Genomic DNA, 22787 nt, shown 5'->3' on the forward strand with positions numbered 1-22787 from the left:
AGGGGTGGGATCCCTTCGCGGCCGTCGGTGTCGCGACGGCTCTCCTTATCGCTGATAAATTCCAGCTCGGGAACTTATCGGCGATAAGGTGGATCTGGCAAGCGGACGACCCAGGAGGCCGATCGGATGGCGCTGAAGCGCGACGAGGTGGTGCGCACGGCGCTGCGCCTGCTCAACGAGGAGGGCATCGACGGGCTGACCACCCGGCGGCTCGCCCGCGAACTCGGCGTCCAGTCACCGGCGTTGTACTGGCACTTCAAGAGCAAGCGGGAACTGCTCGACCTGATGGCCGAGGCGATGCTCGCCGAAGCCCTCCCGCCCGACCGCGAGCCGGACCCGGCGCACTGGCCCGAGTGGATCGCCGCCGACGCCCGCGCCAAGCGCAACGCCCTGCTCGCCTACCGCGACGGCGCCCGGGTGCACGCCGGAACCCTCCCGACCGAGGACGAACTCCCGGCGGTCGAGGCACAGTTGAGCGCCCTCTGCGGAGCGGGACTGCGCCCGCGAACGGCGCTGCGCCTGCTGCTGACCGTCGACCGGTACATCATGGGCTGGGTCACCGAGGAGCAGGCCTGGCGACAGGACTCCGCGGGCCGCGACCGGCCGCCGTTCCCGGACGAAGCACTGCGCGAACTGCCCTTGCTGCGCGAGGCGGTCGACGTCCTGCGGATGACCGACCACGACGCCGACTTCGAGTACGGGCTGCGGGTGCTGATCGAGGGGTTCAGGACGGAGATCGCGCGGGAGGCGGCGCAGAGCGCCCCGGCGCCGGACCGGGCCTCGGGGGCCACTCGTCCGATGGACTAGCGTGACCCCATGACCACCCTTGACCCCCGCAGCACGGCCCTGGTCCTGATCGACCTGATGGACCGGATCGTCGCCAACCCGCTCGCGCCGCGCACCGGTTCGGAGGTGGTGAAGGCCTCGCTGGAGCTGGCCCGGGAGTTCCGGGCGGCGGGCGCGCCCGTGATCGCGGTACGGGTCGAGCGGCCGAACGTGACCGAGCAGCCGCCCGGGAGCGGGCTGCCCGCGGAGGTCGCGGCGGCGGCCGACGAGGTCGTGGTGAAGCGCACCATCGGCGCCTTCCAGGGCACCGGCCTGGACGAGCTGCTCCGGGCGCGGGGCGTGGAGACCGTGGTGTTCGCCGGGATCGCGACCAACCTCGGCGTGGAGTCGAGTGCCCGGGCCGCCTGCGACCACGGGTACCGGCTGGTGTTCGTCGAGGACGCGATGGCCGCGCTCACGGCGGAGGAGCACCGGGCTTCGGTGGAGCTGGACTTCCCGCGCCTCGGCGAGGTCGTCGCGGCCGCGGACGTGCGGCTGGGGTGAGCCGGCGGGGCGGGTCGCCGCCGGTGCGGCGGCGAGCCGCTACGGCCGGGCGAGGCGGAGGGCTTCGCGCAGCCGTCCGTCCGAGGCCGTGAGCAGGCGGGCGGCGGTGGACGCGTCCACGTCCGCGAGCAGGGACAGGATCGCGTCCTTGGCCCGGCCGCCGGTCGCGGTCAGGGCGCGGTCGACCGCGGCCTCGTCGGCGCCGGTCGCCTCGGCGACGATCCGTCGGGCGCGGTCGCGCAGCTTGTCGTTGGTGGCGCGGAGGTCGACCATCAGATTGCCGTACGTCCGGCCGAGCCGGACCATCACGGCCGTGGAGAGCAGGTTGAGCACCAGCTTCTGGGCCGTGCCCGCCTTGAGCCGGGTCGATCCGGCCAGCACCTCCGGGCCGACCTCCACCTCGATGCCCAGCTCGGCCGCGGCCGAGAGCGCCGAGCCGCGGTTGCACGCCAACCCGACGGTCAGCGCCCCGGCCGCCCGCGCGGCACGGACGGCGGCCAGCGGATAGGGCGTCCGGCCGGACGCGGAGACGCCCACCAGGGTGTCGGCGGGGGTGAGGGCGAGCGCGGCCACGTCGGCCCCGGCGAGGTCGGTGCGGTCCTCGGCGCCCTCGGCCGCCGCGGTGACGGCCGAGCGCCCGCCCGCGATCAGACCGACGACCCGCGCCGGATCGGTGCCGAAGGTCGGCGGGCACTCGACGGCGTCCAGCACACCGAGCCGTCCGGCCGTCCCCGCGCCGGCGTAGACCAGCCGGCCACCACGCGCCATCCGGGCGGCCACGGCGTCGACCACGGCGGCGATCCGCTCCAACTCCCCGGCGACGGCGACCGGAACCGTGCGGTCCTCGGCGTTCATCAGGCGGAGCAGCTCGACGGTGGGCAGTCGGTCGATCGCGGCCCAGTCGGGGCGGACGGTCTCGGTCGCGGGTACGGCGTCCCGGCTCATGCGCCCGCCCCGCTCCGCCCGGCAGGGGCCTGTGCCCGCGCGTACCCGTCGACGATCCGCCCCCGGCCTCCGGCCGGGGGTGTCCCCGTGCTTCGCTCACTCATGCGGCGAGCCTCCCCGGGTGCGGGGCGTCCGAATCCGGGCAAGCGTGGGGGAGGAGGTGAAGGCCGTGGAACCGACCGTTGCCGAACTCCTGGACCGGTTCGGCCGCACCTACGCGGAGGAGGCCGGGATCACGCTGCGCGACAAGCCCTCGCCGCTCTACCGGCTGCTCGTCCTGACCGTGCTGTGCTCGGTGCGGATCGGCGCCGGCACCGCCACGGCGGCGGCCCGGGAGCTGTCGGCCGCCGGACTGCGGACCCCGCGCGCGATGGCGGACGCCCGGCGCCGGACGCTGATCGCCGCCCTGGGCCGGGCCCACTACGTGCGCTACGACGAGAGCACCGCCACGGCGCTCGGCCAGGGGGCCGGGCTGCTGCTCGACCGCTGGCACGGCGATCTGCGGCGGCTGCGGGAGGAGGCCGGGGGCGATTCGGAGCGGATCGGCGAGCTGCTCCGGGAGTTCCCCCGGATCGGGCCGGTCGGCGCCGGGATCTTCCGGCGCGAGGCGCAGGCGGTCTGGCCCTCGCTGCGGCCGTACGTCGACGAGCGGGCGCTGGCGGAGGCCCGGACGCTCGGGTTGCCGGGCGAACCGGACGGGCTGGCGGCGCTGGTCGGGCCGGGGGACCTGGCCCGGTTGGCGGCGGCGCTGACCAGGGCGAGCCTGGCGCACGTGGGGGCCGGGTGGGGGGTGGGTCGGCCCGGTGCCGGGTGAGGGCCCGGCGGTCCGAGAGGGTGCGTGCCGGGTCAGGCCATCCAGAAGAAGACCGCCGTCATCCGCCGCTCGGCCAGGTCGGTGCCGTAGTAGCCGGTGGCGCTGTGGATCAGGTTGGCGTGGTAGAGGAGCAGCTGGTTGTAGCGGTTGGGGACGCGGACGTCCTCGGTGAAGTGGTCGGCCGGTACGTGGCGGGTGCCGAGCGCCTCGACCAGGTTGTTGTGCGGGGCGTTGACCAGGTTGCCGCCGAGGCGGCCGCCGGGGAACTGCTGGCGGTAGAAGCTGGTGCCGGCGTCCTTGGGGGCGCCGGGGCTGAGGTAGAGGACGGCGGCGTAGCGGCAGAGCGCGCGGGAGTCGGTGTGCGGGCGGGACTCCGACTCCCCGGCGCCGACGACCTGGACGCAGTTGTGGTTGAGGGTGCCGCCGCCCGGGGTGCTCTGCACCCAGAGCCGGGAGGCCCCGGTGGCCTTGCGGACCTGCGACTCGACCCGGGCCAGCTCCGCGGGTTCCAGGCCCGGCATGGTGCGCAGTCCGGGCCAGGTCTCGGGGCGGTGCGGGTAGCCCTCGGTCCAGTCCCCGCGGGCCAGGCAGCGCTCCCGGACGGCGTCCGGGTCCGGCAGCACGTTGTCCAGGACCCAGTAGTCCCGTCCGCGGGTGGGCTTGCGGTAGGGCAGGACCGGCAGGGTGGTGGGCCTGATGGGCTGTGAGGGCATGGGCCGACCATAGAGGCGGTGATCGTCAACCTTCTGCCGTGAGCAGGTCAACCTTTCGTCAAGGGTGACCAGGCCCGGGACCCGGCCGGGGCTCCGGTGCGAACCCGCTGCGACTTCACGTGGACAGAGCCACGCGTCCTCCGGTTGGCCGCCCGAAGCCTTCCGGGACGGCCAACCAGGCGTACCTTCGACGCCTTCCCGAACAGGCCTGCGGGGTCTGTCTTCAAACCCCCGCCTGCGGGCCGACGAGAGGCCCTAGCCGGTGCGGAGGGCGAGGGTCGGGGAGAGGCGGGAGGCCCGGACGGCCGGGTAGAGGCCTGCCACCGTCCCGATGAGCAGGGTGGCGGCGAAGCCCCCGGTGACGGCCCACAGGGGGACCACCCAGGGCAGGTCGCCCGAGACGGCGAAGGCGTAGGTGGCGGCCGCGCCCAGGGCCACGCCGGCCAGCCCGCCCAGTCCGGAGAGCAGGAGGGACTCCGTCACGAACTGGAGACGGATCTGGCCCCTGGTGGCGCCCAGGGAGCGGCGCAGTCCGATCTCGTGGCGCCTCTCCAATACCGAGATGATCATCGTGTTGGCGACCCCGACGCCGCCGACCAGGAGCGCCACCCCGCCCAGCCCGAGCAGGAGGTCGGTGAACGCCCCCTCGGTGGCGGCCTTGGCCTGGAGCGCCGAGGAGGGGTCGGTGACCTGCACGTTGTGCGGGTTCTGCGGGTCGACGGTGCGCGGGATCAGCTCGCGGACCGCGCCGACCGTCCGGTCCGTCGACCGTTCGTAGATCTGGGTCGGATGGCCGTCGAAGCCCAGCAGCGCGCCGGCGCCGTCCCAGCCGACCAGGGCGGCCCGCTCGATCTCGGGAGCCAGCGGCAGCGGGTCGAGGATGCCGATGACGGTGAAGTACCGGCCGCCGATGTGGACCTGCTGACCGGGGGCGGTGATGCCCAGGCGCTGGGCCGCGACGTGTCCGAGCACCGTCGACGGATAGCGCCCGTTGGCCTCGTTGAGCCAGGTGCCCGAGCCGACCGCGCCGCGCACGACGTCCAGCAGTCCTTCGGTGGCGGCCTTCACGGTGATGCCGCCGGTTTCGTCGCTGGGGATCTTCTCGCTGCGCCTGACGGACTGCGCCAGGTCACCGGTTGCGCCGACCTGCTCGACCCCGGGGACGCGGCTCAGCATGCCGATCGACTCCTCGGGCAGCTTCACCTTCTCGCCGAACAGCCCCTGGCCGGGGGAGGCCACCAGCATGTTGGTTCCCAACTGGTCGAGCTGCCTCAGGAGTTGGGCCTTACTGGAGGAGGAGATGCCGACCACCGCGATCATGGTGGCGATGCCGATGGCGATGCCCAGCGCGGACAGCACCACCCGCAGCGGCCGGGTGCGCAGGCCGGCCGATCCGACGTGGAGGACGTCACGGGGGCCGAGCCGGGCCGGGGAGAGCCGGGTGCGGCTCATCGCTCCCCACCCCGATCGGCCGGTTCGGCGGCGCCGGTGCGCAGATCCGCCACGATGTGACCGTCGCGGATACGGACCTGGCGCGGCAGGCTGTCGGCGATCTCGCCGTCGTGGGTGATCACCGCGATGGTGGCGCCCTCGGCGTTGAGGTCGTGCAGCAGCTCCATCACCGCTTCGCTCGAGGCGGAGTCCAGCGCGCCGGTCGGCTCGTCGGCCAGCAGCAGGTCCGGCTCGCCGACCACCGCCCGGGCGATGGCCACCCGCTGCCGCTGGCCGCCCGACAGCTCGTGCGGACGGTGGTGCATGCGGTCCGCGAGCCCGACCCGCTCCAGGGCCGCGGCCGCGCGCCTGCGGCGCTGGGCGCGCGGCAGGCCCGAGTAGAGCAGGCCCTCGGCGACGTTGTCCTGGGCGCTGACCCCGGCCACCAGGTGGAAGGACTGGAAGACGAAGCCGATGTGCCGGGCGCGCAGTGCGGACAGCCGGCGGTCGGAGAGGGCGGCGACGTCGTGGCCCGCCAGGGTGACGGATCCGGCGCTCGGCCGGTCCAGGGTGCCGACGATGTGCAGCAGGGTGGACTTGCCCGACCCCGAAGGGCCGACGATGGCGAGCAGTTCGCCGCGTCCGACGCGCAGGTCCACGCCGTGCAGCGCCACGACCCCGCCCGGATACTCCTTGGTGACCTGGTTCAACTCGACCACGGCGCTCATGACTTGGGCACCCCGACCTTCATTCCCTCGGCCAGGCCGGTCCCGCTGACCTCGACCCGGCCCTGTCCGAACATGCCGAGCTCGACCGGGACTTCGCGTACCTTCCCGTCCTCCACGACCTGGACGCCGAAGCCCCCGCCGGACAGTGCGAGCAGTGCGTTGACCGGTACCGTGAGCACGTCCTTGCGGACCTCTCCTTCGAGCTCGACGGTGACCGGCGCCTGGTCGAAGCCCTCCGCCTGCCCCGGGTCGTCGAAGAGCACCCGGGCGGTGATCCTGGCGGGCTTGTCCTGGGAGCCCTGCTCCTTGCCGTCCTCGCCGATGGTGCGGTCGACGGAGGCGACCTTGCCCTTGGCCCTGCCGCCGCCGGGCAGGTCGACCTCGACCCGGGTACCGGGCTTGGCGAGGTCGGCCCGGGAGACCTCGATCTTGATCTGCACCTGCCGTTCGGAGCCGGTGGTGGTGAGGACCGGCTTGCCGGGAGCGGCCTGGTCGCCGACGGCCGCATCGTTCTTCTTGATCCGCACCGGACCGGGCGAGAAGGCGATCTGCTCGGGGCCGATCTCGCCGGTCCGGGCCAGACCGTGGGCCTTCTGCCAGCGCTTGACCGCTTCTGCGGTGCCGGGGGTGAACTCCTCGTCCGCGGCCAGCCCCTTGCCGTAGCCCAGGTCGCGGAGGTTCTCCTTCAGCTGTCCGACGTCCGGCCCCTTGTCGCCGGTCTTCATCGTCCGGTACACGGGGCGCTCGCCGTCCATGAGCCGGACCTTCCGGCCGTCGACCTCGTAGAGAACCCCGTCGCGTTTCACCACCGCGCCGGCCTCCGGGAGCCAGGTGAGGGTGCCCGGCACACCGGCGTTGAGCCGGCGCTCCTCGGCATAGCCGAGGGTCCCGTCCACCTGGGTCCGGCTGCTCAGGTCCTGTCGTTCCACCGAGCCCGTGCTCGGCGGCAGCCCGCCGGTGCGGTCCGTGCCGGCGCTGCTGACGCCGCCGGTCTGCGAGAGGGCCGTGACCCCGCCCACCAGCGAGACCGAGGTGACCAGCGCGGCGATCAGGTACGTTCGGCGGCCCCGCCCGCGCTCACTCCGCATTCTGACCACTGCACGCCTTGTTCGCCTTGTCGAACCTGTCCTTCTCGGCGCCCTCCGGGACCTTCATCGCCTGTCCCGACATCGCCGAGTCGCCGTCGAACTTCGGATCCGGCATGTCCACACCGTTACCGCGCATGCACCGGGCGAATTCGAGGGCCCTGTCCTTGTCGGCCTGGGACATCTTCGTGCCGCCCGAGCCGCCGGCTCCCCCGCAGGCCTTGAGGGCCTCCGCCATCTTGTCCTGGCCGCCCTCGAGGACCAGGCCCCGCGGGTCCTGGCCCGGCTCCGGCTCCTTCACCTGGGCGCCGTGTTCGCGCAGGCACTTGCGGTGCTCGTAGGCCCGGTCCGCCGCCGCGCCCTTGCCCGACGAGTCCGAGCCGCCGCCCCCGCCCGTGCCCGTGGCGCCTCCGCCGCAGGCTGCGGTGAACAGCGCCATCCCCGCCACCAGCACGGCCGCCGCGCCGTACCTGTGGTTCCGCAAGTGGTTCCGCATGTGGTTCCGCATGGAATTCCTCCGTGTCCGATTGCGAGTGACCGACCACCGTGTCCGATACCGGGTGACCGACCACGCAGAGGCTGGCACGCACCCGCATTTCGCCGCTGTCAGCCGAGACCTTTACGGCAACGAAAGGTGGTTCTCAGGTACACCTGATGTCATGCGTGTACTGATCGTGGAGGACGAGGAATTCCTGGCGGACATGATCGCCGAGGGATTGCGGCGCGACGCCCTGGCCGTCGACGTCGTGTACAACGGCGCCGACGCGCTGGAGCGGCTGCGCTTCACGGACTACGACGTGCTCGTGCTCGACCGCGACCTGCCCGGAGCGCACGGCGACGAGGTGTGCCGGAGCGTCGTCGAGCAGCGGTTGCTGACCCGGGTACTGATGCTCACCGCCGCCGGCACCGTCCGCGACCGCGTCGACGGCCTGGACCTGGGCGCGGACGACTACCTCACCAAGCCGTTCGCCTACGAGGAACTGCTGGCCCGGGTACTGGCGCTCGGCCGCCGCACCCACCCCGCCCTTCCGCCGGTCCTCGAACGTGCGGGCATCACCCTCGACACCGCTCGCCGCCAGGCCTTCCGGGAGGGCCGCTACCTCGCCCTGTCCCGCAAGGAGTTCGGCGTACTGGAGGCGCTGATGCAGGCCGAGGGCGCCGTGGTCAGCGGTGAGGACCTGATCGAGCGGGTGTGGGAGCGGAACATGGGATACCGCACCAACGCGGTCCGGGTCGCCCTCAGCAAACTCCGCGCCAAGCTCGGCGAGCCCTCGGTCATCGACACCGTGCCCGGCCACGGCTACCGCATCGGCGTCCCGGCATGAGGCGCTCCGCCCCGGTCGGCCCGAACCGCCCTCCACTGCCCTGCCGACCACGCCCGCGGCTGCCGGGCGGGGAGCGGGGCCGGCTGACCATGCTCTACGGCGGGCTGCTCGTCCTCGCCGGGGCCATGCTCATCGTCCTGGTCAACTTCCTGGTCCGGGAGGGTCTGTACACCTCGATCAGCACGGCCGTCGCCGTCGAACCGCGACTGGCCACACTGGCGACCCCGGACCCCGCCGCGGCGAAAACCCTCACGGTGGGAACCGCCGCACCCGCGAACGCTCCACCCGGAACCACCCCCGCCGACGGCGGACAGTCCCACTTCCAGGCCGTCAAGGTCGTCACCCAGGCCGCCGAGCAGGCCGCCCAGAACCAGCTGCTGACCGTCTCCCTGATCGCTCTGGCCGCCTTCGCCGTCATCTCGATGGCACTGGCCTGGTGGATGTCGGGACGGGTGCTGCGCCCGGTGGCGGTGATCACCAACACGGCGCGGCGGCTCTCGGGCGAGAACCTGCACGAGCGGATCGCCCTCGACGCACCCCCGGGCGAGCTCAAACAGCTCGCCGACACCTTCGACGCCATGCTCGACCGCATGGAGCAACTGGTGGGCGCGCAGCAGCGGTTCGCAGCCAACGCCGCACACGAACTGCGGACTCCGCTCGCGGTTCAGCGGGCCGCGGCCGAAATCGGGCTGGCCACCGAGGACCCGGCCGCCGTCGCCCGGATCCGCCGCAAACTGATCGAGGTCTCCGAGAGCAGCGAACGGCTCATCGAGGGTCTGCTGCTGCTGTCCGTCTCCGACCAGAGGCTGGACCACCGCGAACCGGTCGCACTGGACCAGCTGGCCCGCGCGGTGGCCGCCGAGTGCGCCGCCTCGGAGGAAGCCCGGGCGAACCGCGTCACCGTCCGAACCGACACCGCCCCCGTGTCCGTCGAGGGTGATCCGGTGCTGCTGGCACACCTGGTACGCAACCTGGTCGGCAACGCCCTGCGCCACAACCACGACGGCGGCCGGGTCGAGGTCGGCGTGCGCGACGGCGTCCTGGAGGTCGGCAACACCGGCCCCCAGGTGCCGCCGGAGACGGTCCCCTACCTCTTCGAGCCCTTCCGCCGCCTGCAGGAGCGTCGACACGGCCCGCGTGAGGGCGCGGGCCTGGGCCTGTCCATCGTCGCCTCCATCGCGCGTGCCCACCACGCCGACGTCACCGCCGTCCCCGGCAGCACGGGCGGACTGCGGGTCCGGGTCGAATTCCCCATGGCCTGATCCGGCTGCCGGGGGCACCAGTACGTCCTTCGAACGGAGCCCGCACCGGACGGCCCCTGAACAGCGGGCCCGCAGCCTGCCCGCGGCCGCGCGATGTCCGCGACCCCGGGCCCGCAGCCTGCCCGCGGCCGCGCGATGTCCGCGACCCCGGGCCCGGTGACGCCCGCAGGAGCGCGCGCACCACCGACAGCTGCGTCACGAGCGCGCGTTCTACGCGTTCGGGTCCCACTCCGCGAGCTGCTCCATCGGCTCGGTGCTGCCGGTGTTCTCCAGGCTGTCGAGCGGGACGCGATCGTAGAAGTAGAGGACCAGTTCGCTCGCCGCGCCTCGCATCACCATGTCGCCCGGCTCCGCGTCGGCGGCGAGGTCGTCGCAGCGGACACCGTCGGCGTCGAGGGTCAGGCGCCAGGAGCGGCCCTCGGTCGCGTGCAGGTCGATGGTCGCCGGCTTGAACGGCCAGGGGACGGTCGTCGCCGAGACGGTCGTCAGGAACTCGTCGACGCCCTCGACCGCGACGTCCGTCGGCAGCGGCTGTGCGGCGCCCAGGACGAGCTGGACGTCGTAGGTGTGGACGGCTATCTCCTGGATCTGGTGCCGGGCCAGGGCTCCGCTGGTCTCCGGGGCCTGCGAGCGGCCCCACCAGGTCCAGCAGCCGCGGTCCGGGCCGGCCTCGCGCAGCGCGTCGAGCATGAGCTCGGTCGACTCGGCGAGCCAGGCGTCCAGGGCTTCGCGGTCGCGGGGCGCGGTCGGGGCGCCCTTCGGGGACGTCTTCGCCGGGGGCTCGGCGCCCGGGCCCGCCGCGACGATGGCGGCCTGGCGGCGGCGGCCGTCGCCGAGGTGCTGCACCAGTTCGCGCAGCGTCCAGTCCGGGCAGGTCGGGACCTGGACGTCGAGGTCGGGGGCGGCCGCGATCGCGGCGCGGAAAGCGGCCGACCGGTCCTCGATCAGCCGCAGGACCTCGGGAAACTCCACAATGTTTTGCACGCCGGTTGTCTATCACGGCGCTCCGGCCGTCTGATAGCGATTTTGTCGGGCGACGACGACCGAGGCCCCTGCACGGGCGGCTCCCCAGTCCACTCCTCCATCGCCTCCTCCATCGTCTCCTCCATCGCCACGAAACGAGTCCGGCCCCACCGCACACGCGATGGGGCCGGAACCTGAAAGACCGTCAGCGGGCCTCCAGGACAAGCGGGCCGGGACGCCTCGGCTACGCCTTGGTGCAGGTCAGGTCGGCCTCCGGCAGGCGTCCGCCGGCCAGGTAGGCGTTGACCGCGTCGTCCACGCACGCGTTGCCGTACGTCCCGTAGAGCCCGTGCTGGTCGGCGCCCCGCAGGGTCAGCAGCCGGGAGCCGGGCAGCAGCCCGTGCAGCGCGACGCCGTCCCGGTAGGGGGTGCGCGGGTCCCCGGTGGCGGAGAGGATCAGCGCCGGGGCGTCGCGGCGCACCTCGGTGGGCGCCTCGCGCGGGGGGTCCAGGAAGGCGCACGGGGAGATGTTGTCGAGCAGCGGGCCGGACAGCGGGTACCGGGCGCGGTCGCGCTCGATCCGGCGCCAGTAGTCCTCCGGGTCGCGCGGCGCCGTACCGTCCGCGCACAGGATGGCCTGCGAGATGCTGCCGGCCTGCGACCCCTGCGGGGTGAAGAGGAAGCGCAGCATGGCGGTGATCCCGTCCGAGGGGGTGACCGGCCGGCCCGACGCGGCCTCGGCGAGCGTCGCCACCAGCTCGGCGAGGCCCGCCCGATCCGCGTCGGAGTCGCCCGCGAGGTTCATGAACACCACCATCGGCACCCGGGTGTCGTCGAGCTCGAAGGCGTCCGCGCCGGCGCCGACCACGAGCGGGCGCGCCGCGGCCGCCCGGACCGTGCGCAGCACCCCGGCGACCACGTCCTCGCGGGTGCGGCCCAGCCCGTAGGTGTCGTGGCGGGCCGCCGCCCAGTCCGCCCAGTCGGCGAACGCCCGCTCGTTCTCCGGCGCCATGTTGGGGAGCAGCGCCGGCCCGGCGTGGGCCGGGTACAGCGCGCTGTCCAGGACCACCCGGTCGTAGCGGCCGGGGAACATCTGGGTGTACACCGTGCCGAGGTAGGTGCCGTACGAGAGGCCGAGGTAGGAGATCCGCCGCTCGCCGAGCGCGCCCCGCACCACGTCCATGTCCCGGGCCGCGTCGCGGGTGCTCGCGTGCGGCAGCAGGTCCCCGGCCGCCGAACGGCACCGGGTCGCGAGGTCCCGCTGGAGGGCGACCTGGCGCTCGAAGGAGGCCCGGCCGGTCCCGGCGGAGGTGATGCTGAAGCCGATCGGCCAGCCGCAGTCGAGGGGGGCGCTGCGGCCGACGAAGCGCGGGTCCAGCCCGACGATGTCGAAGCGGGCGGCGGTGTCCTTCAACGCGGCGTGCACCCGCGGCGGCGCACCGAGCGTCGGACTGCCGGGGCCGCCGTCGTTGAGCAGCAGCGTGCCGATCCGGTGGCGGGTGTCGGTGGCCTTGATCCGGGAGAGCGCCAGCGTGACGGTGCGTCCGCCGGGGGCGCCGTAGTCGAGCGGCACGGTGACCTCCGCGCAGCGGGCGCCGGCCCGTTCCAGCGCGGCGCCCTCCTCGTCCTGCGGGCCCTGGACGCAGCTGTGCCAGTCCGGGCGCTGCTGGTAGTAGCGGTCGAGCCCCTGAGGAACGCCGGCGGCCTGTGCGGCGGCTTCTGCCGGTGCGGTGGCGGCGGCCGCGGTCAGGCCGGCCACGAGGGCGAGAGCGGCCGCGGCGGCGCGGCGGCGGAGGTAGGTCAAGACGTCTCCTCGGCGGTGCGGGGCCCGGTCCGGGCGCCTCCGTACAGGACGCGTGCGGGGCAAACAATATGACGGTCCGTCGGAAAAAGCTTCGCTGACGACGAAGCCGGGCGGGCGTAGCGGCGGGATCAGGTTTGCGGCGCGGGCGCGGGAGCGGGTGCGGGTGCGGGTGCGGGAGCGGGAGCGGTACGGGCGCGGAGCAGCAGCGCCAGCCCCAACGCCAGGTCGACGGCCACGTCCAGCGCCCGCAGCCAGTCGGCCGTCTTCCCGGGCGAGTAGACCTCCAGGTAGTCGGCCAGCGCGTGCAGCAGCACCAGCGGCCAGACACTCCCGATGTACAGCCGCGCGCCGCACAGGAAGAAGCCGAACGCGCCGGCCTCCAGCACCTGCCACAGCGTGTTGCCCAGGGGCGCGTCGAAGAACAGCCAGTTGTCGAGGTGCCCGACCCCGAACAGCACCGCCGTCAGCGTCCCCGCGCGCACTGGGCCGAGCGGCCGTGCGACCTCCAGCACCAGCGCCCGGCTGCTCAGCTCCTCGCTGACCCCGATGGCGAGCATCAGCACCACCCCGCCCGCCAGGGCCGCCGTGCCGCCCTCGACCCCGGGCAGCGCCGCCAGCCCCGCCAGCACCGTCACCGGCAGCAGCACCGGCCAGCGCGCCATCACCCCTGGGCCCGCCACCCCGCCGGCCGCCAGCAGCCCCCAGGTCCGGAGCAGCGCCAACACCACCGCCGCGCCCGCCAGATTGACCACGGTCGGCCCCAACTGCGGGAACCACCCCGGATCCAACGGCGGCAGCACCTTCGCCACCACCACGATCGTCGCCTGCCAGACGACCGCGGCCCCGACCGCCCCCGCCACCGGATGCCGGCGCACCTGGCTCCCCCACCGCGTCAACACAGCTCGATGGTAGGCACGACACCGTCAAGTCGGCGTCAGTTCCTTCGAGTTGGGCCTACAAGTGTGCTGATGGCCTTTCAGGTTCCGGCCCCATCGCGTGTGCGGTGGGGCCGGACTCGTTTCGTGGCGACGGGGGAGTGGGCCGGGGATCCGGTCGGGGATCCGGTCGGGCCGGACGTCCGGGAGACGGGCCGGGAGCCGATCCCGGCGGGGAGTGGGTTCGCGTTCCTGGCCGAGCACCGGGAGACGCTGTTCCCGGGCTCGATGTTCGCGGACGTGTACCCGTCGAGGAACGGCCGGCCGAACACGGCGAGGTGGTACGCCACTACGTCGTGCACAACGCGGAGGAGGAGGGCGAACGAAGACCGGTCCGACTGTTCCCCGGCGTGCCGGGCCGAGGGGCCGGGCCGCGTGACGGCGCCTGGCCGGGCGCCCTTCGACGGGGCTCGGCCCGGCCTCCCGGGCGGGGGAGGCCGGGCCCTTCGGCTCGCGGTGGGGGTGTGCGGTGTCAGCGTGCGTCGCGCAGGAAGACGGACCGCTCGACGGACTGGTGGCCGTTCGACGCCGCGCTCACCCGGATGTCCACGTCGGTGCCGTACTTCGGGGCCTCCTTGAACGTGGCCCGGAAGGTGTACTCGACCGTGTTGCCGTCGCGGACGCCCGGAACGTTCGGGTCGACCGTGACCAGGCCGCAGTCGTCCTTCAGCTCGACCGGCTTCCACACGTCGCCGACCCGGGCCTCGACCGTGACGTCGTTCGGGGTCAGCGCGTCGGAGCTCCACACGGCCACCCGGGGGCGCAGACCCGTGGTGCCGTCGGGCGAGGAGACCCGGAAGCTGAACGGGATCGGGTCCGTGGTGACCACGCCCTTGGCCGGCGGCATCACCGAGAGCATCTGCGGGCTGTGGCTGTCGACGACCGTGGCGTTCAGCTCGGCCTTCGCCATGTCGCGGTAGTCCCTGGAGTGCGGCACGGGGGCGTCCGCCTCGATCGTGATCCGCCCCGGACGGTTGGCCAGGGACAGCCGCATCCGGTACTCGACGGTCCGGCTCTGGCCGGCGGCCAGGGTGAAGGCCGCGTCGTCGGCGGTGCCCGCGTAGTCCATCCCGCCGCCCTGGCTGAGGTGGTCGAGCTTCTTCCAGCCGGAGGCGTCCTTGCGCTCCAGGGTGCCCTGCGCCATCGCGAGCACCATGGTGCAGGGCGCGCCCTCGTACTGCTGGGTCGCCACCACGGGGGCCACGCTGCGGGTGCCGGTGGCGTCGTTGTTCTTCCAGGTGACGGTGAAGGGGACCAGGTCGTTCAGTCCGATCTTCCCGCCCTCGTGCAGGCCGCCGAAGGTGATGCCGATGCCGCTTCCGCTTCCGCCGGACTGGGCGGGGGCCTTCGGCGCGGCCGGCTTGGCCGGGGCCTTCGCGGCGGCCTTGACGTCGGTCCTGGCGGCCGCGGCCGCGGGGGCCTCGGCGGCGGGCGCGGCGGCGGGCGGGGCCGTCTCGGTGGTCGGTGCGGCCGGGGTGGTCGGCGCGGCCGGGGCGGGGGTGGTCGGGACGGCGCCCGCGCCGGGGGTGGCGGAGGAGGTGACGGCCGGGGTGGAGGCGGGGGCGGCGACGGACGCTCCGCCGTTCGTCGGGCCGCAGGCGGCGACACCGACGGCGGCGACGACGGCCAGCGGGACGATCTTCGCAATACGGGTGATAACGGACGCGTTCATGTGACAGTCCCCCCAAGGACACGTGGTGATGAAGGTGATGGTGATCGGATGAGCGGGCGCCTGATGTCGCGCCCCGAGGAGCCGGCCCGAGCCCCCCGGCTCCGCCGGCTCGCTCTCCCCGCCTCTCACCCTGATAGACGTCCATCCCGTCGGGGGGTTGCAGGTCGGTTCGAAGAAATTTTCCGCGGACTTCTCCCGGAACGAGGACACGCCCTTCCAAGCACACTGCCGGCTCTGCGGCGGCACGTACGACAGGTCGAGCCCATGGCGCGGTCAGCGCGCAGCAGCCCTCCCCGGCGACCGGCCGGCCGACCGCAGTCGGCCGGCCGGTCGCAGGACGCACGGCCTCCCCGCCGAACCGGCGCCGCTCAGACCACCGCCCCGTTGTGGTCGCGCGCCCGCGCCGCGCCCGCCGCGTGAGGAGCCCGTGCCGCCCTGGCCTCCCGCGGCCGGTCCGGGAACCGGTCCTGGAGCAGCACGACCACCGGCATCGCGGTGAACACCGTCGACGCCGTGCCCATCAGGACCCCGGCCAGCAGCGCCACCGAGAAGTCGGCGAGCGAGTCGCCGCCGAGGGCCGCCAGGGCCACCAGGACGAACAGCGCCCCCATGCCGGTGTTCACCGTCCGGGGGAGGGTCTGCGCCACGGCGCGGTCCGCGAGAGCCGCCCAGCTCGCCTTCGTCCCGGTCCGGCGCAGCTCGCGCAGCCGGTCCAGGACCACCACCGTGTCGTTGACCGAGTACCCGACGATGGTGAGCAGCGCGGCGAGGAAGACGCTGTCCACCGGCTTGCCCAGCCAGGCGAAGAGGCCGAGGACGAGCAGCAGGTCCTGCGCCATCGCGATCACCGCGGCGGTCGCGAAGGTCCACCGGAAGCGGATCGTGAGGTAGAGCAACTGGGCGGCGACCGCGAGCCCGAGCGCGGCCAGCGCGTAGCCGCGCAGCTCGCTGCCGAGGCTCGGCCCGATCAGTTCGTCGCGCTCCACGGACAGTTCGCCGGTGACGCCGGTGAGCGCCTCCCGGATGCGCTGCTGCTGGTCGTCGCCGGTCTCCTTGGTGCGGACGGACACGCCGGTGTCGCCGGTGGTCTGCACCACGGCCTGCGGGAACCCGGCGCCGACCACCGCCGCGCGGGCGGCGTCCGCGTCGACCCGCTGCGCGGCCGTGTATTGCGCCACCCGGCCGCCGGTGAACTCGACGCCGAAGTCCAGGCCGCGCCCGCCGATCCCGGCCAGGGCGAGCAGCAGCAGGCCGGCGCAGGCGCCCAGCCAGCGCCGCCGGTGGCGCATCAGCCGGGGCGGCCGCCGGGTCAGCCGGGTCCGGAGCCGGCCGACGGTGGCCATGCCGGTCAGGGTGGGCCGCCGGACGACGGCGGGCCGGCGCACCGCCCACTCGGCGAGCAGCCGGGTGATCAGCATGGCCGAGAACATCGAGGCCAGCACGCCGATCGAGAGCGTCACCCCGAAGCCCTTGACCGGGCCGGTGGCGAACACGAAGAGCAGACCGGCGGCGAGCAGCGTCGTCACGTTGGAGTCGGCCACCGCGCTCCATGCCTTCGCGAACCCGACGCGGAGCGGGCGCCGCAGGTCGCGCTCCTTGCCGGGGCCGGCCGCCCGAGGAGCGGTGTACTCCTCCCTGGCCCGTTCGAAGACCAGCACGTTGGCGTCCACCGCCATGCCGATGGCGAGGACGAAGCCGGCCAGCCCGGGCAGGGTGAGCGTCGTGCCGAGCGCGACCACGGCGGCGTACGAGATCAGTCCGTAGAGGGCGAGCGCGACGGTGGCCAGCACGCCGAGCAGGCGGTACACCGCGATGATGAAGGCCCCGGTGCAGAGCAGGCCGATGGCCGCGGCCAGGGCGCTGGCCCGGATCGCCTCGGCGCCGAGGGTGGGGCCGACGGTGCTCTGCTCGATCACCGTCACCGGGACGGGCAGGGCGCCGCCCTTGACCAGGGCGGCGAGGTCGCGGGCCTCGTCGGCCGAGAAGCCGCCGGTGATCTGCGTCGAACCGCCGGTGATCCCCTGCCCGCAGAGCACGCTGTCCTGGACACCGGGGGCGGACAGGACACGGTCGTCGAGCACGATGGCGACCCGGCGGGCGGGGTCGGCCGGCGCGGCGCACGCCGCCTCCCCGGTGAGCCGGGCCCAGGCGTCGCCGGCCGAGCCGCGGAAGGAGAGGTCGACGCTCCAGCCGAGGCCCGTCCGGGTGTCGAGGACGGCCGAGGCGTCCTTGACGCCGTCGCCGGTCAGCGCCGGCGGGCCCAGCCGCAGGTGGCCGCCGGGGAGGCCGGGGTCGGCGAGGACCCGGGACCCGTCCGCCGCGGGGGGACCGGCCGGGCCGTCGGCGGTCGCGACGACGGGGTGGAAGGTGAGCTGGGCGGTGCGGCCGATGACCCCGGCGGCCTCGCGGGGGTCCTGGACGCCGGGGAGTTCGACGACGATGCGCCGCTCCCCGGCGCGGGCGAGCGAGGGTTCGACGACGCCGAGGCCGTCGACCCGGCGGCGCAGCACCTCCAGCGTCCGGTCGGTGGCGTCCGCGTCGGCGCGGACGGTGGGCGAGTCCTGGGTCTCCAGGACGATCCGGGTGCCGCCGCGCAGGTCGAGGCCGAGGCGGGGCGGGGTGGTCAGGGCGATGCAGAGCGAGACACCGACGACGGCGAGCGCGACGAGCGCGCGCCAGAACGCGGTACGGCGAGAAGGCATGGGTACTCCACGGGCGGTCCGCGGGAGCCGGGCGTCCTCGGGGGGACGCCGCACCCGGGACGGGCGGACGCGAGGGGACGGCGCGCCGCCGGGAACGCTCCGGGCACGGTGGCCGGAGCCCTCCCGTCCGGGCCGCGGGCAGGCCGCGGCACCCGGGTCGGCGGGCGCGATGGGACGTCAGCTGGACCGGGTGGAGGGGGGACCGCGGGTGTGGCGGGGGTCGTAGCGGTCGAACGGCGGCGCCCGCTCCTGACGCGGACCCGCGGCGTACACCCCGGGCCGGAACCGGGGGGCGTCCGTCCCTGCGGCCGGAAGCACAGCCGGCGGGAGCGCGGGCAGCCGGACACCGGGCTCGGCGGCGGCCGACTGCCGCTGGACGACATCGGAGCCGGTGCGGTCCGCGGAGCGCCGGACCTCCGCGCCCGCCGGACCGAGCCGTACAGCGGCCGGGGCGGCCGGGGCAGTGACGGCGGGCGGCGCACCGAGGGCCGGCTGCGCCGCGCCCGTTGCCGTGCCGAGGAGGACCTGGCAGACGGCCCAGGCCGCGAGGAACGCCCAGGACAGCGCGGCCGCCGCGGTCCGACGCACGCGTCGCTCCACTCCGGCCCCCTCCCCGCTCGTGCCGTCACCCGGTCCCGTCCGCAAGAAGCTCTCACTGTAGGCGACGGCGCAGCCGCATGGGGACGTTCGGGCGGCGGACCGGACCGGACCGGACCGGACTGGACTGGACTGGACTGGACCGATCGGGGCAGGGGCCGGGGTCACGGTCCGGCGGGGGTCCGCGCGGTGCTCTCCATCAGTGGGCGTCCGCTGCTGTGCTGCCCGCGCACCGAACCGGGGCAGGCGGTCAATTTCCGGCATCGGTGGCGATCCGTCAGTTCTCCGGGCCGCTTCCACGCAGGCTGGCCTGATGGGAGGCACACCTGGCGAGAGGTCAAGGCCTGAGGGTCACCCCCCCCGGCACGGGTGGGGCCGATCTCATCCGCTCTGCCGCGTTGTCGATCTGGCTGTCACCCCCCCCGTGCGGGTGTGGCCGATGAGCCACCGCAGTGGGCGGGCAGACCCCCTGGCAGCTGCCACTTCGCCTCCGCTTTGCCGCGCCGTGTCGCTTTGGTGGGCGGGGTACGAGGGGCGGCCAGGGGCCCGGACTCACGGCGGGGTAGGGGTGTTGGGCCTGGTCGTTGGGGACGGGAGCGCCTGGCGGGACCGGCCGCGGTCCGCAGACGCTCGGAGTGCGATGCCTTCGCTACCGCGGGATCAGCGAGGCCGGTGCGGCGTCCTGGTCTGCCGGGGCTCGGCGGGCCAGGCCCGAGCCCGGGTTACGGTCGGTGTCGGTGATGCCTGCTACGAAGGCCCCGTGATGGATGACGAGATCATCGAGAGGCTCCGGGAGCACCACGCCGGAGAGCTGCCTCCGCCCGCGCCTCCCGAGGCCGTGTCCGAACTCGAAGCGGTCGTGGGGCATTCGATGCCGCTCTTGCTCAAGCGGATCTATCTCGAAGTTGCCAATGGCGGGTTCGGCCGATGGGGCGGTGCCCTGTCCCTGACCGAGGACACCGACGACCCGCCGGTTCTGGAGGCGTACTCGGAGTGGGCCAAGGGTTGTGGAGTCGGATATCCGACATCGGTCGTGCCACTGCTCACCTGGGGCTGTGCGATCTGGTCCCTCGTCGATTTCAGCACCGCGGAAGGCCGCATGTGGGGCTGGGACCCGAACGTACGGTGTCTACGACACGCGCTGTTCCCGGAGGACTTCACCCTGGCCGATCGTCTCACTGGCTGGCTCGACGGTCGGGAGGACTTCCCGCAGCCGCCGGCCCCCACCGACTGCCCGGACTGCTGACGGGACGCGGTGATGACGGGTGTCACGCCGTGTCACGTCGATGACAGCGAGGCCCGCCACAGCGGCACCTGGAGGACCTGAGGACGGTGTGTTTCCCTACGCGGGGCCTGGATCGAGGGTGGCCACAAGGCGTTCCCGGAGTTCCGGAGGGCAGATCGGGTTGGTGGCGACCTTGTAGCGAATGCCCTGCGACGGATCCGTGGCGAGCGCCGTGAGCACGTCGAGCGGGAGGTTCGGGTTGCCGGCCAGCCAGCTCCGGTTCTCCGTGCCGGCGGACGCCGCCGCGCTTCTCATCAGCTTCTGGCCGGTCGTCCGGTGCAAGGCCCACCAGCGGACGTGGTCCAGCTTGCTGCCCACCGCGGCGTCGACCAGCCGGCGTGGCGTGGAGGGGTTGAGGACGACTGCGACCCGTACGTGCTGGAACGGGCTGCCGCACTCCTGTACCGGCCTGCACAACGTGCCCGACACCCCCGACATCCTCCGAGGGCTGCTCGCCGCCGACCGAACCCGCCGAGCCCGGTCGGTCCGGGACCTGTACCGGCTGCTCCTCGACCAGGAGCGGCTGTTCCCGGCGACCGCCCCGGCAGCCCTGGTCGTCGCCGCCCTTCTCGACGACCCGCGGACCCTCGCCGAGGACCGGTGGGAGCGCAGAGCCGGCACGCGGCCGCTGCGCGCGGAACTGCTGAACTGGCTGGCCAATTTCGCCGACCTCGCCCGCCAGGACGTCCGGGACGGTGTCGGCACGCCGCAGGACCTGGCCGCCGACCGCGCCGTGCGGCCGGCGCTCCATGCTCGCGTAGCGCCCTTCTGCGAGGACGGGGATCCGCGGGTACGGGAGGCAGCCGTCGCGGCCAGCGCCCTGCTGCTCGCTGACCTTGTCCTCGCCGCGTCCGTCCCGCGGCACGCGCCCGCCGTTCGCGATGTCCTGGCTCCGAGTGCGGACTCGTACTACCGGTGGATCGCCCGGGAACGGCTGGAGGCCTGGGGCGAGGGCAGCTCGGACCTCCTCGCTGTGGAGCAGGAACGCCGCGCAGCCGCCGGGCGGGCACACGCACTGGCGCGGGACCCGTTCGACGAGGGCGGGGAACGGGCGGCCCGATGGCCGGCCGGGCAGCCGGAGGACACCGCAGCCCTGGAGCCGCCCGGCCGGTGGCGCCCGGCCCGGGCGGCAGTCGAGCGGGCGGCACCGCCCGGACCGGCACCCGAACCGCCCACAGCCGTCCGGGGCGCCAAACCGGACCGCCGAAGCCCGTGGCAGACCACGATGCCGCACCACGACGAGTGGACGTTCACCCCGTACATCGGCGTCGGCCCACTGCACCTCGGCATGAGCCTGCAGGAGATCGCCGCCACCCTCCGCGAAACCGGGACGGTCCTGTCCACCTACGATCCCGGGAGCGGCGAGCACTCGCTCACCCTCGCCGAGTTCCCCACCACCGGCATCAGAGCCCTCTTCGGGAGGAGCAACGGCCTGGCGTGCGTGGCCGTGGGCGCGCAGAACGGCCCCCCAGGTCAGGTTGGACGGTACCCCGCTGACCGGCGGCCTGCCGCACGTGGTGGAGAACCGGCTCGCTCACCGACCGGCCCGCAGCGACCCGAGGTACAGCAGCGCAGGAGCCCTGTCCGTCTCCGGTTACGGTCTCGCGATCCGCTCCCAATGCGTCGGCGACATCGAACCGACCCGACCGCTCTTCCTACCGCACGAATGGCTCGACCTCTGGCACTACCTGCCCCGCGAGGAGTGGGACCTCCGGTAGAGCCGGTTCGCAAGCACCACACGACGGCACGGTACCTCGCCGGAGAACCTGACGGCGGACCACGTGGGGCCTTGAACCCAGGGCACCCTCGGCCTGCCGGTTCCCGCGGCCTCCGCACAGTCCGGGCACTACGCTGCACGCGTGATCGACAACTCGAACGTGTGTCTCGCCGACCTTCTCGATCGCCGCACGGACGGGCACGAGCCCGCTCCGGAGGCGGTGCTCGCCGCGCTGTTCGAGGGCGGGGTGTTCGTTCCCGTCACCGACACCGGATCGGTGATCTTTCTCCCCGACGACGAACAGTCGCCCACGCTGCTCGCGTTCACCGACGCGGCACTCGGCGCGCAACTGCTGCCGGACGCCGCCGGGACGGTGCACTGCGACGCGGCACGGCTGAGGGACATCCTGGAGAAGACCGGCGTCACCGTACTCGCGGTCCGCTCCGGAAACGGTCAGGCGATCCTTCCCGAGCAGGTGCTGCGGAACTGGGCGACCCGCGGGCCCGGAGCGGAGATGAAGCTCAGTCGGTCCACCGACCCGGTGGCCGTCGCCCTGCGCGACGCGTTGGTTCGGCGGATCCGGGAGTTCCCCGCCGTCCGCTCGGTGTGGGTGGCGCACGCCCGGTTGCGGGCCAGCGGTGAGGAACACCTGTTGCTGCACGTCGCCGTGGACGAGGACCTGCCCTCGGCCTCCGCCGACCGCCTGATGCAGATCCTGCTCGGCCAGGAGGTCGAGCCCGGCCCGAGGCACCCGAAGGTCGGGATGCTCGCCCTGAACACCACCACCCACGCCGACACCATCGCCGAACTCGACCGCCAGGGCCTCGACACCGTGCGCCACGACCCCGAGTCGGGCCGGATCCAGGTGATCTCCCGCGAGTACGACGACCCGTCCGCGGCCCCGGCGAAGAACGCCACGCCCCAGCCCCGGCCCAAGCACCGCTGGTTCGGCCGCTCCTGACAGGACGCCGTCCGTGAGGCGAAACGACCACCTGTCACTCGGTCCGACGGCCTGGTCCACGCACGAGGCAACCGGTGAACACCCGAAGGTTGACGACGCATACGATCCGATAACTCTCTGCAAGCTACCCAGTCGTCCTACGGTGTCCCGATGCGCCGATCGAGACTCTTCCACTCGCCAGTCATCCCGCTCCTGGGCGCAGCATCGGTTGCCGTTGCGAGGACCGCTCAGGTTGATGCCGATGAGACCCGTATGGCTCCGACAGTGCTGCTGAGCCGGGAGTACCACGAGAAGCATCCGAGGCCTGGCTTAATCACCAGTCGTGGTTCTGGCTCAACTTCCGGGCTCTGTCGCTGATTGAGGGGTTCGCGCGGGGCCACAGACAGGTGGGCATCACCTGGGCGTGGCTGATGGAGTTCGGGTCGCTGACCTGCTCTTCCCGGGTGTCGGGGTGGAGATCGAAGCGATGATTGTCGGGGAGGGCGAGGTTCGCCTTGCCGTACGGTCCGTGGCGGCGTC

21 protein-coding genes are annotated in these 22787 nt (G+C 73.6%); 8 read left to right on the plus strand and 13 right to left on the minus strand.

Annotated features, from left to right (window positions below; translation table 11 throughout):
• Window positions 1-126: 126 nt before the first annotated feature.
• Both ACGFSC_RS18080 and ACGFSC_RS18085 read left to right on the plus strand, forming a co-directional pair.
• Complete coding sequence (locus tag ACGFSC_RS18080; protein WP_359908761.1) at window positions 127-807, plus strand: TetR/AcrR family transcriptional regulator C-terminal domain-containing protein; 681 nt, start codon at window positions 127-129, stop codon at window positions 805-807.
• 9 nt (window positions 808-816) lie between these two features.
• Entirely contained in the window at window positions 817-1329 is a 513-nt protein-coding gene (locus ACGFSC_RS18085; protein WP_359908758.1) for an isochorismatase family protein, read from the plus strand.
• Window positions 1330-1368: 39 nt separating this feature from the next.
• On the opposite strand, the gene murQ is transcribed toward ACGFSC_RS18085, so the two are convergent.
• Complete coding sequence (murQ, locus tag ACGFSC_RS18090) at window positions 1369-2274, minus strand: N-acetylmuramic acid 6-phosphate etherase (RefSeq protein ID WP_359908755.1); 906 nt, start codon at window positions 2272-2274, stop codon at window positions 1369-1371.
• 169 nt (window positions 2275-2443) lie between these two features.
• Here murQ and ACGFSC_RS18095 point away from each other — a divergent pair, with 169 nt between their 5' ends.
• Entirely contained in the window at window positions 2444-3088 is a 645-nt protein-coding gene (locus ACGFSC_RS18095) for an endonuclease (protein WP_359908752.1), read from the plus strand.
• 32 nt (window positions 3089-3120) lie between these two features.
• Here the strand turns inward: ACGFSC_RS18095 and ACGFSC_RS18100 are convergent, their stop codons facing one another.
• The 5 genes from ACGFSC_RS18100 to ACGFSC_RS18120 all read right to left on the minus strand — a co-directional run bounded on the left by ACGFSC_RS18100 (window position 3121) and on the right by ACGFSC_RS18120 (window position 7484).
• On the minus strand, window positions 3121-3801 hold the full coding sequence (locus ACGFSC_RS18100; protein WP_359908749.1) for a DUF6445 family protein: 681 nt from the start codon (window positions 3799-3801) through the stop codon (window positions 3121-3123).
• A gap of 255 nt (window positions 3802-4056) precedes the next feature.
• Window positions 4057-5253: an ABC transporter permease gene (locus tag ACGFSC_RS18105; protein ID WP_359908746.1), complete on the minus strand. Its 1197-nt coding sequence runs from the start codon at window positions 5251-5253 to the stop codon at window positions 4057-4059.
• The gene (locus ACGFSC_RS18110; RefSeq protein ID WP_359908743.1) at window positions 5250-5960 is read right to left on the minus strand and encodes an ABC transporter ATP-binding protein; all 711 of its coding nucleotides are present in this window, start codon (window positions 5958-5960) and stop codon (window positions 5250-5252) included. The genes ACGFSC_RS18105 and ACGFSC_RS18110 overlap by 4 nt, the downstream gene beginning before the upstream one ends.
• Entirely contained in the window at window positions 5957-7048 is a 1092-nt protein-coding gene (locus tag ACGFSC_RS18115; protein ID WP_359908740.1) for a peptidoglycan-binding protein, read from the minus strand. Before ACGFSC_RS18115 ends, ACGFSC_RS18110 begins: the two co-directional genes overlap by 4 nt.
• The gene (locus tag ACGFSC_RS18120) at window positions 7038-7484 is read right to left on the minus strand and encodes a hypothetical protein (protein WP_359908737.1); all 447 of its coding nucleotides are present in this window, start codon (window positions 7482-7484) and stop codon (window positions 7038-7040) included. Before ACGFSC_RS18120 ends, ACGFSC_RS18115 begins: the two co-directional genes overlap by 11 nt.
• A gap of 220 nt (window positions 7485-7704) precedes the next feature.
• Here ACGFSC_RS18120 and ACGFSC_RS18125 point away from each other — a divergent pair, with 220 nt between their 5' ends.
• A complete protein-coding gene (locus ACGFSC_RS18125; protein ID WP_359908734.1) occupies window positions 7705-8370 on the plus strand; it encodes a response regulator transcription factor in 666 nt (221 codons plus the stop codon).
• 89 nt (window positions 8371-8459) lie between these two features.
• Window positions 8460-9632 carry an ATP-binding protein gene (locus ACGFSC_RS18130; protein ID WP_359908830.1) on the plus strand — a complete coding sequence of 391 codons (1173 nt, stop codon included), beginning with the start codon at window positions 8460-8462 and terminating at the stop codon, window positions 9630-9632.
• A 210-nt stretch (window positions 9633-9842) separates the two neighbouring features.
• Here the strand turns inward: ACGFSC_RS18130 and ACGFSC_RS18135 are convergent, their stop codons facing one another.
• From ACGFSC_RS18135 to ACGFSC_RS18160, 6 genes are all read right to left on the minus strand, one after another.
• Window positions 9843-10616, minus strand: coding sequence for a maleylpyruvate isomerase family mycothiol-dependent enzyme (locus ACGFSC_RS18135; protein ID WP_359908731.1), 774 nt, complete (start codon window positions 10614-10616; stop codon window positions 9843-9845).
• 223 nt (window positions 10617-10839) lie between these two features.
• A complete protein-coding gene (locus ACGFSC_RS18140) occupies window positions 10840-12399 on the minus strand; it encodes an alpha/beta hydrolase (protein WP_359908729.1) in 1560 nt (519 codons plus the stop codon).
• A gap of 128 nt (window positions 12400-12527) precedes the next feature.
• The gene (locus ACGFSC_RS18145; RefSeq protein ID WP_359908726.1) at window positions 12528-13298 is read right to left on the minus strand and encodes a CPBP family intramembrane glutamic endopeptidase; all 771 of its coding nucleotides are present in this window, start codon (window positions 13296-13298) and stop codon (window positions 12528-12530) included.
• 508 nt (window positions 13299-13806) lie between these two features.
• Entirely contained in the window at window positions 13807-15006 is a 1200-nt protein-coding gene (locus tag ACGFSC_RS18150) for a hypothetical protein (RefSeq protein ID WP_359908724.1), read from the minus strand.
• Between the two features lie 368 nt (window positions 15007-15374).
• Window positions 15375-17708, minus strand: a complete 2334-nt coding sequence (secD, locus tag ACGFSC_RS18155) for a protein translocase subunit SecD (protein ID WP_359903652.1) — start codon at window positions 17706-17708, stop codon at window positions 15375-15377.
• A gap of 177 nt (window positions 17709-17885) precedes the next feature.
• Window positions 17886-18296, minus strand: a complete 411-nt coding sequence (locus ACGFSC_RS18160) for a hypothetical protein (RefSeq protein WP_359903654.1) — start codon at window positions 18294-18296, stop codon at window positions 17886-17888.
• Window positions 18297-19065: 769 nt separating this feature from the next.
• Here ACGFSC_RS18160 and ACGFSC_RS18165 point away from each other — a divergent pair.
• The gene (locus ACGFSC_RS18165) at window positions 19066-19551 is read left to right on the plus strand and encodes a hypothetical protein (protein ID WP_359903656.1); all 486 of its coding nucleotides are present in this window, start codon (window positions 19066-19068) and stop codon (window positions 19549-19551) included.
• A gap of 96 nt (window positions 19552-19647) precedes the next feature.
• Here ACGFSC_RS18165 and ACGFSC_RS18170 read toward each other — a convergent pair whose 3' ends face one another.
• The gene (locus tag ACGFSC_RS18170; protein WP_359903659.1) at window positions 19648-20019 is read right to left on the minus strand and encodes a hypothetical protein; all 372 of its coding nucleotides are present in this window, start codon (window positions 20017-20019) and stop codon (window positions 19648-19650) included.
• Between the two features lie 1049 nt (window positions 20020-21068).
• Here ACGFSC_RS18170 and ACGFSC_RS18175 point away from each other — a divergent pair.
• Entirely contained in the window at window positions 21069-21308 is a 240-nt protein-coding gene (locus ACGFSC_RS18175) for a hypothetical protein (RefSeq protein WP_359903662.1), read from the plus strand.
• A 141-nt stretch (window positions 21309-21449) separates the two neighbouring features.
• Complete coding sequence (locus tag ACGFSC_RS18180; RefSeq protein ID WP_359903665.1) at window positions 21450-22268, plus strand: hypothetical protein; 819 nt, start codon at window positions 21450-21452, stop codon at window positions 22266-22268.
• Window positions 22269-22787 lie beyond the last annotated feature (519 nt).

Source organism: Kitasatospora sp. NPDC048715, assembly GCF_043198905.1.
GTDB lineage: Bacteria > Actinomycetota > Actinomycetes > Streptomycetales > Streptomycetaceae > Kitasatospora > Kitasatospora lactacystinica.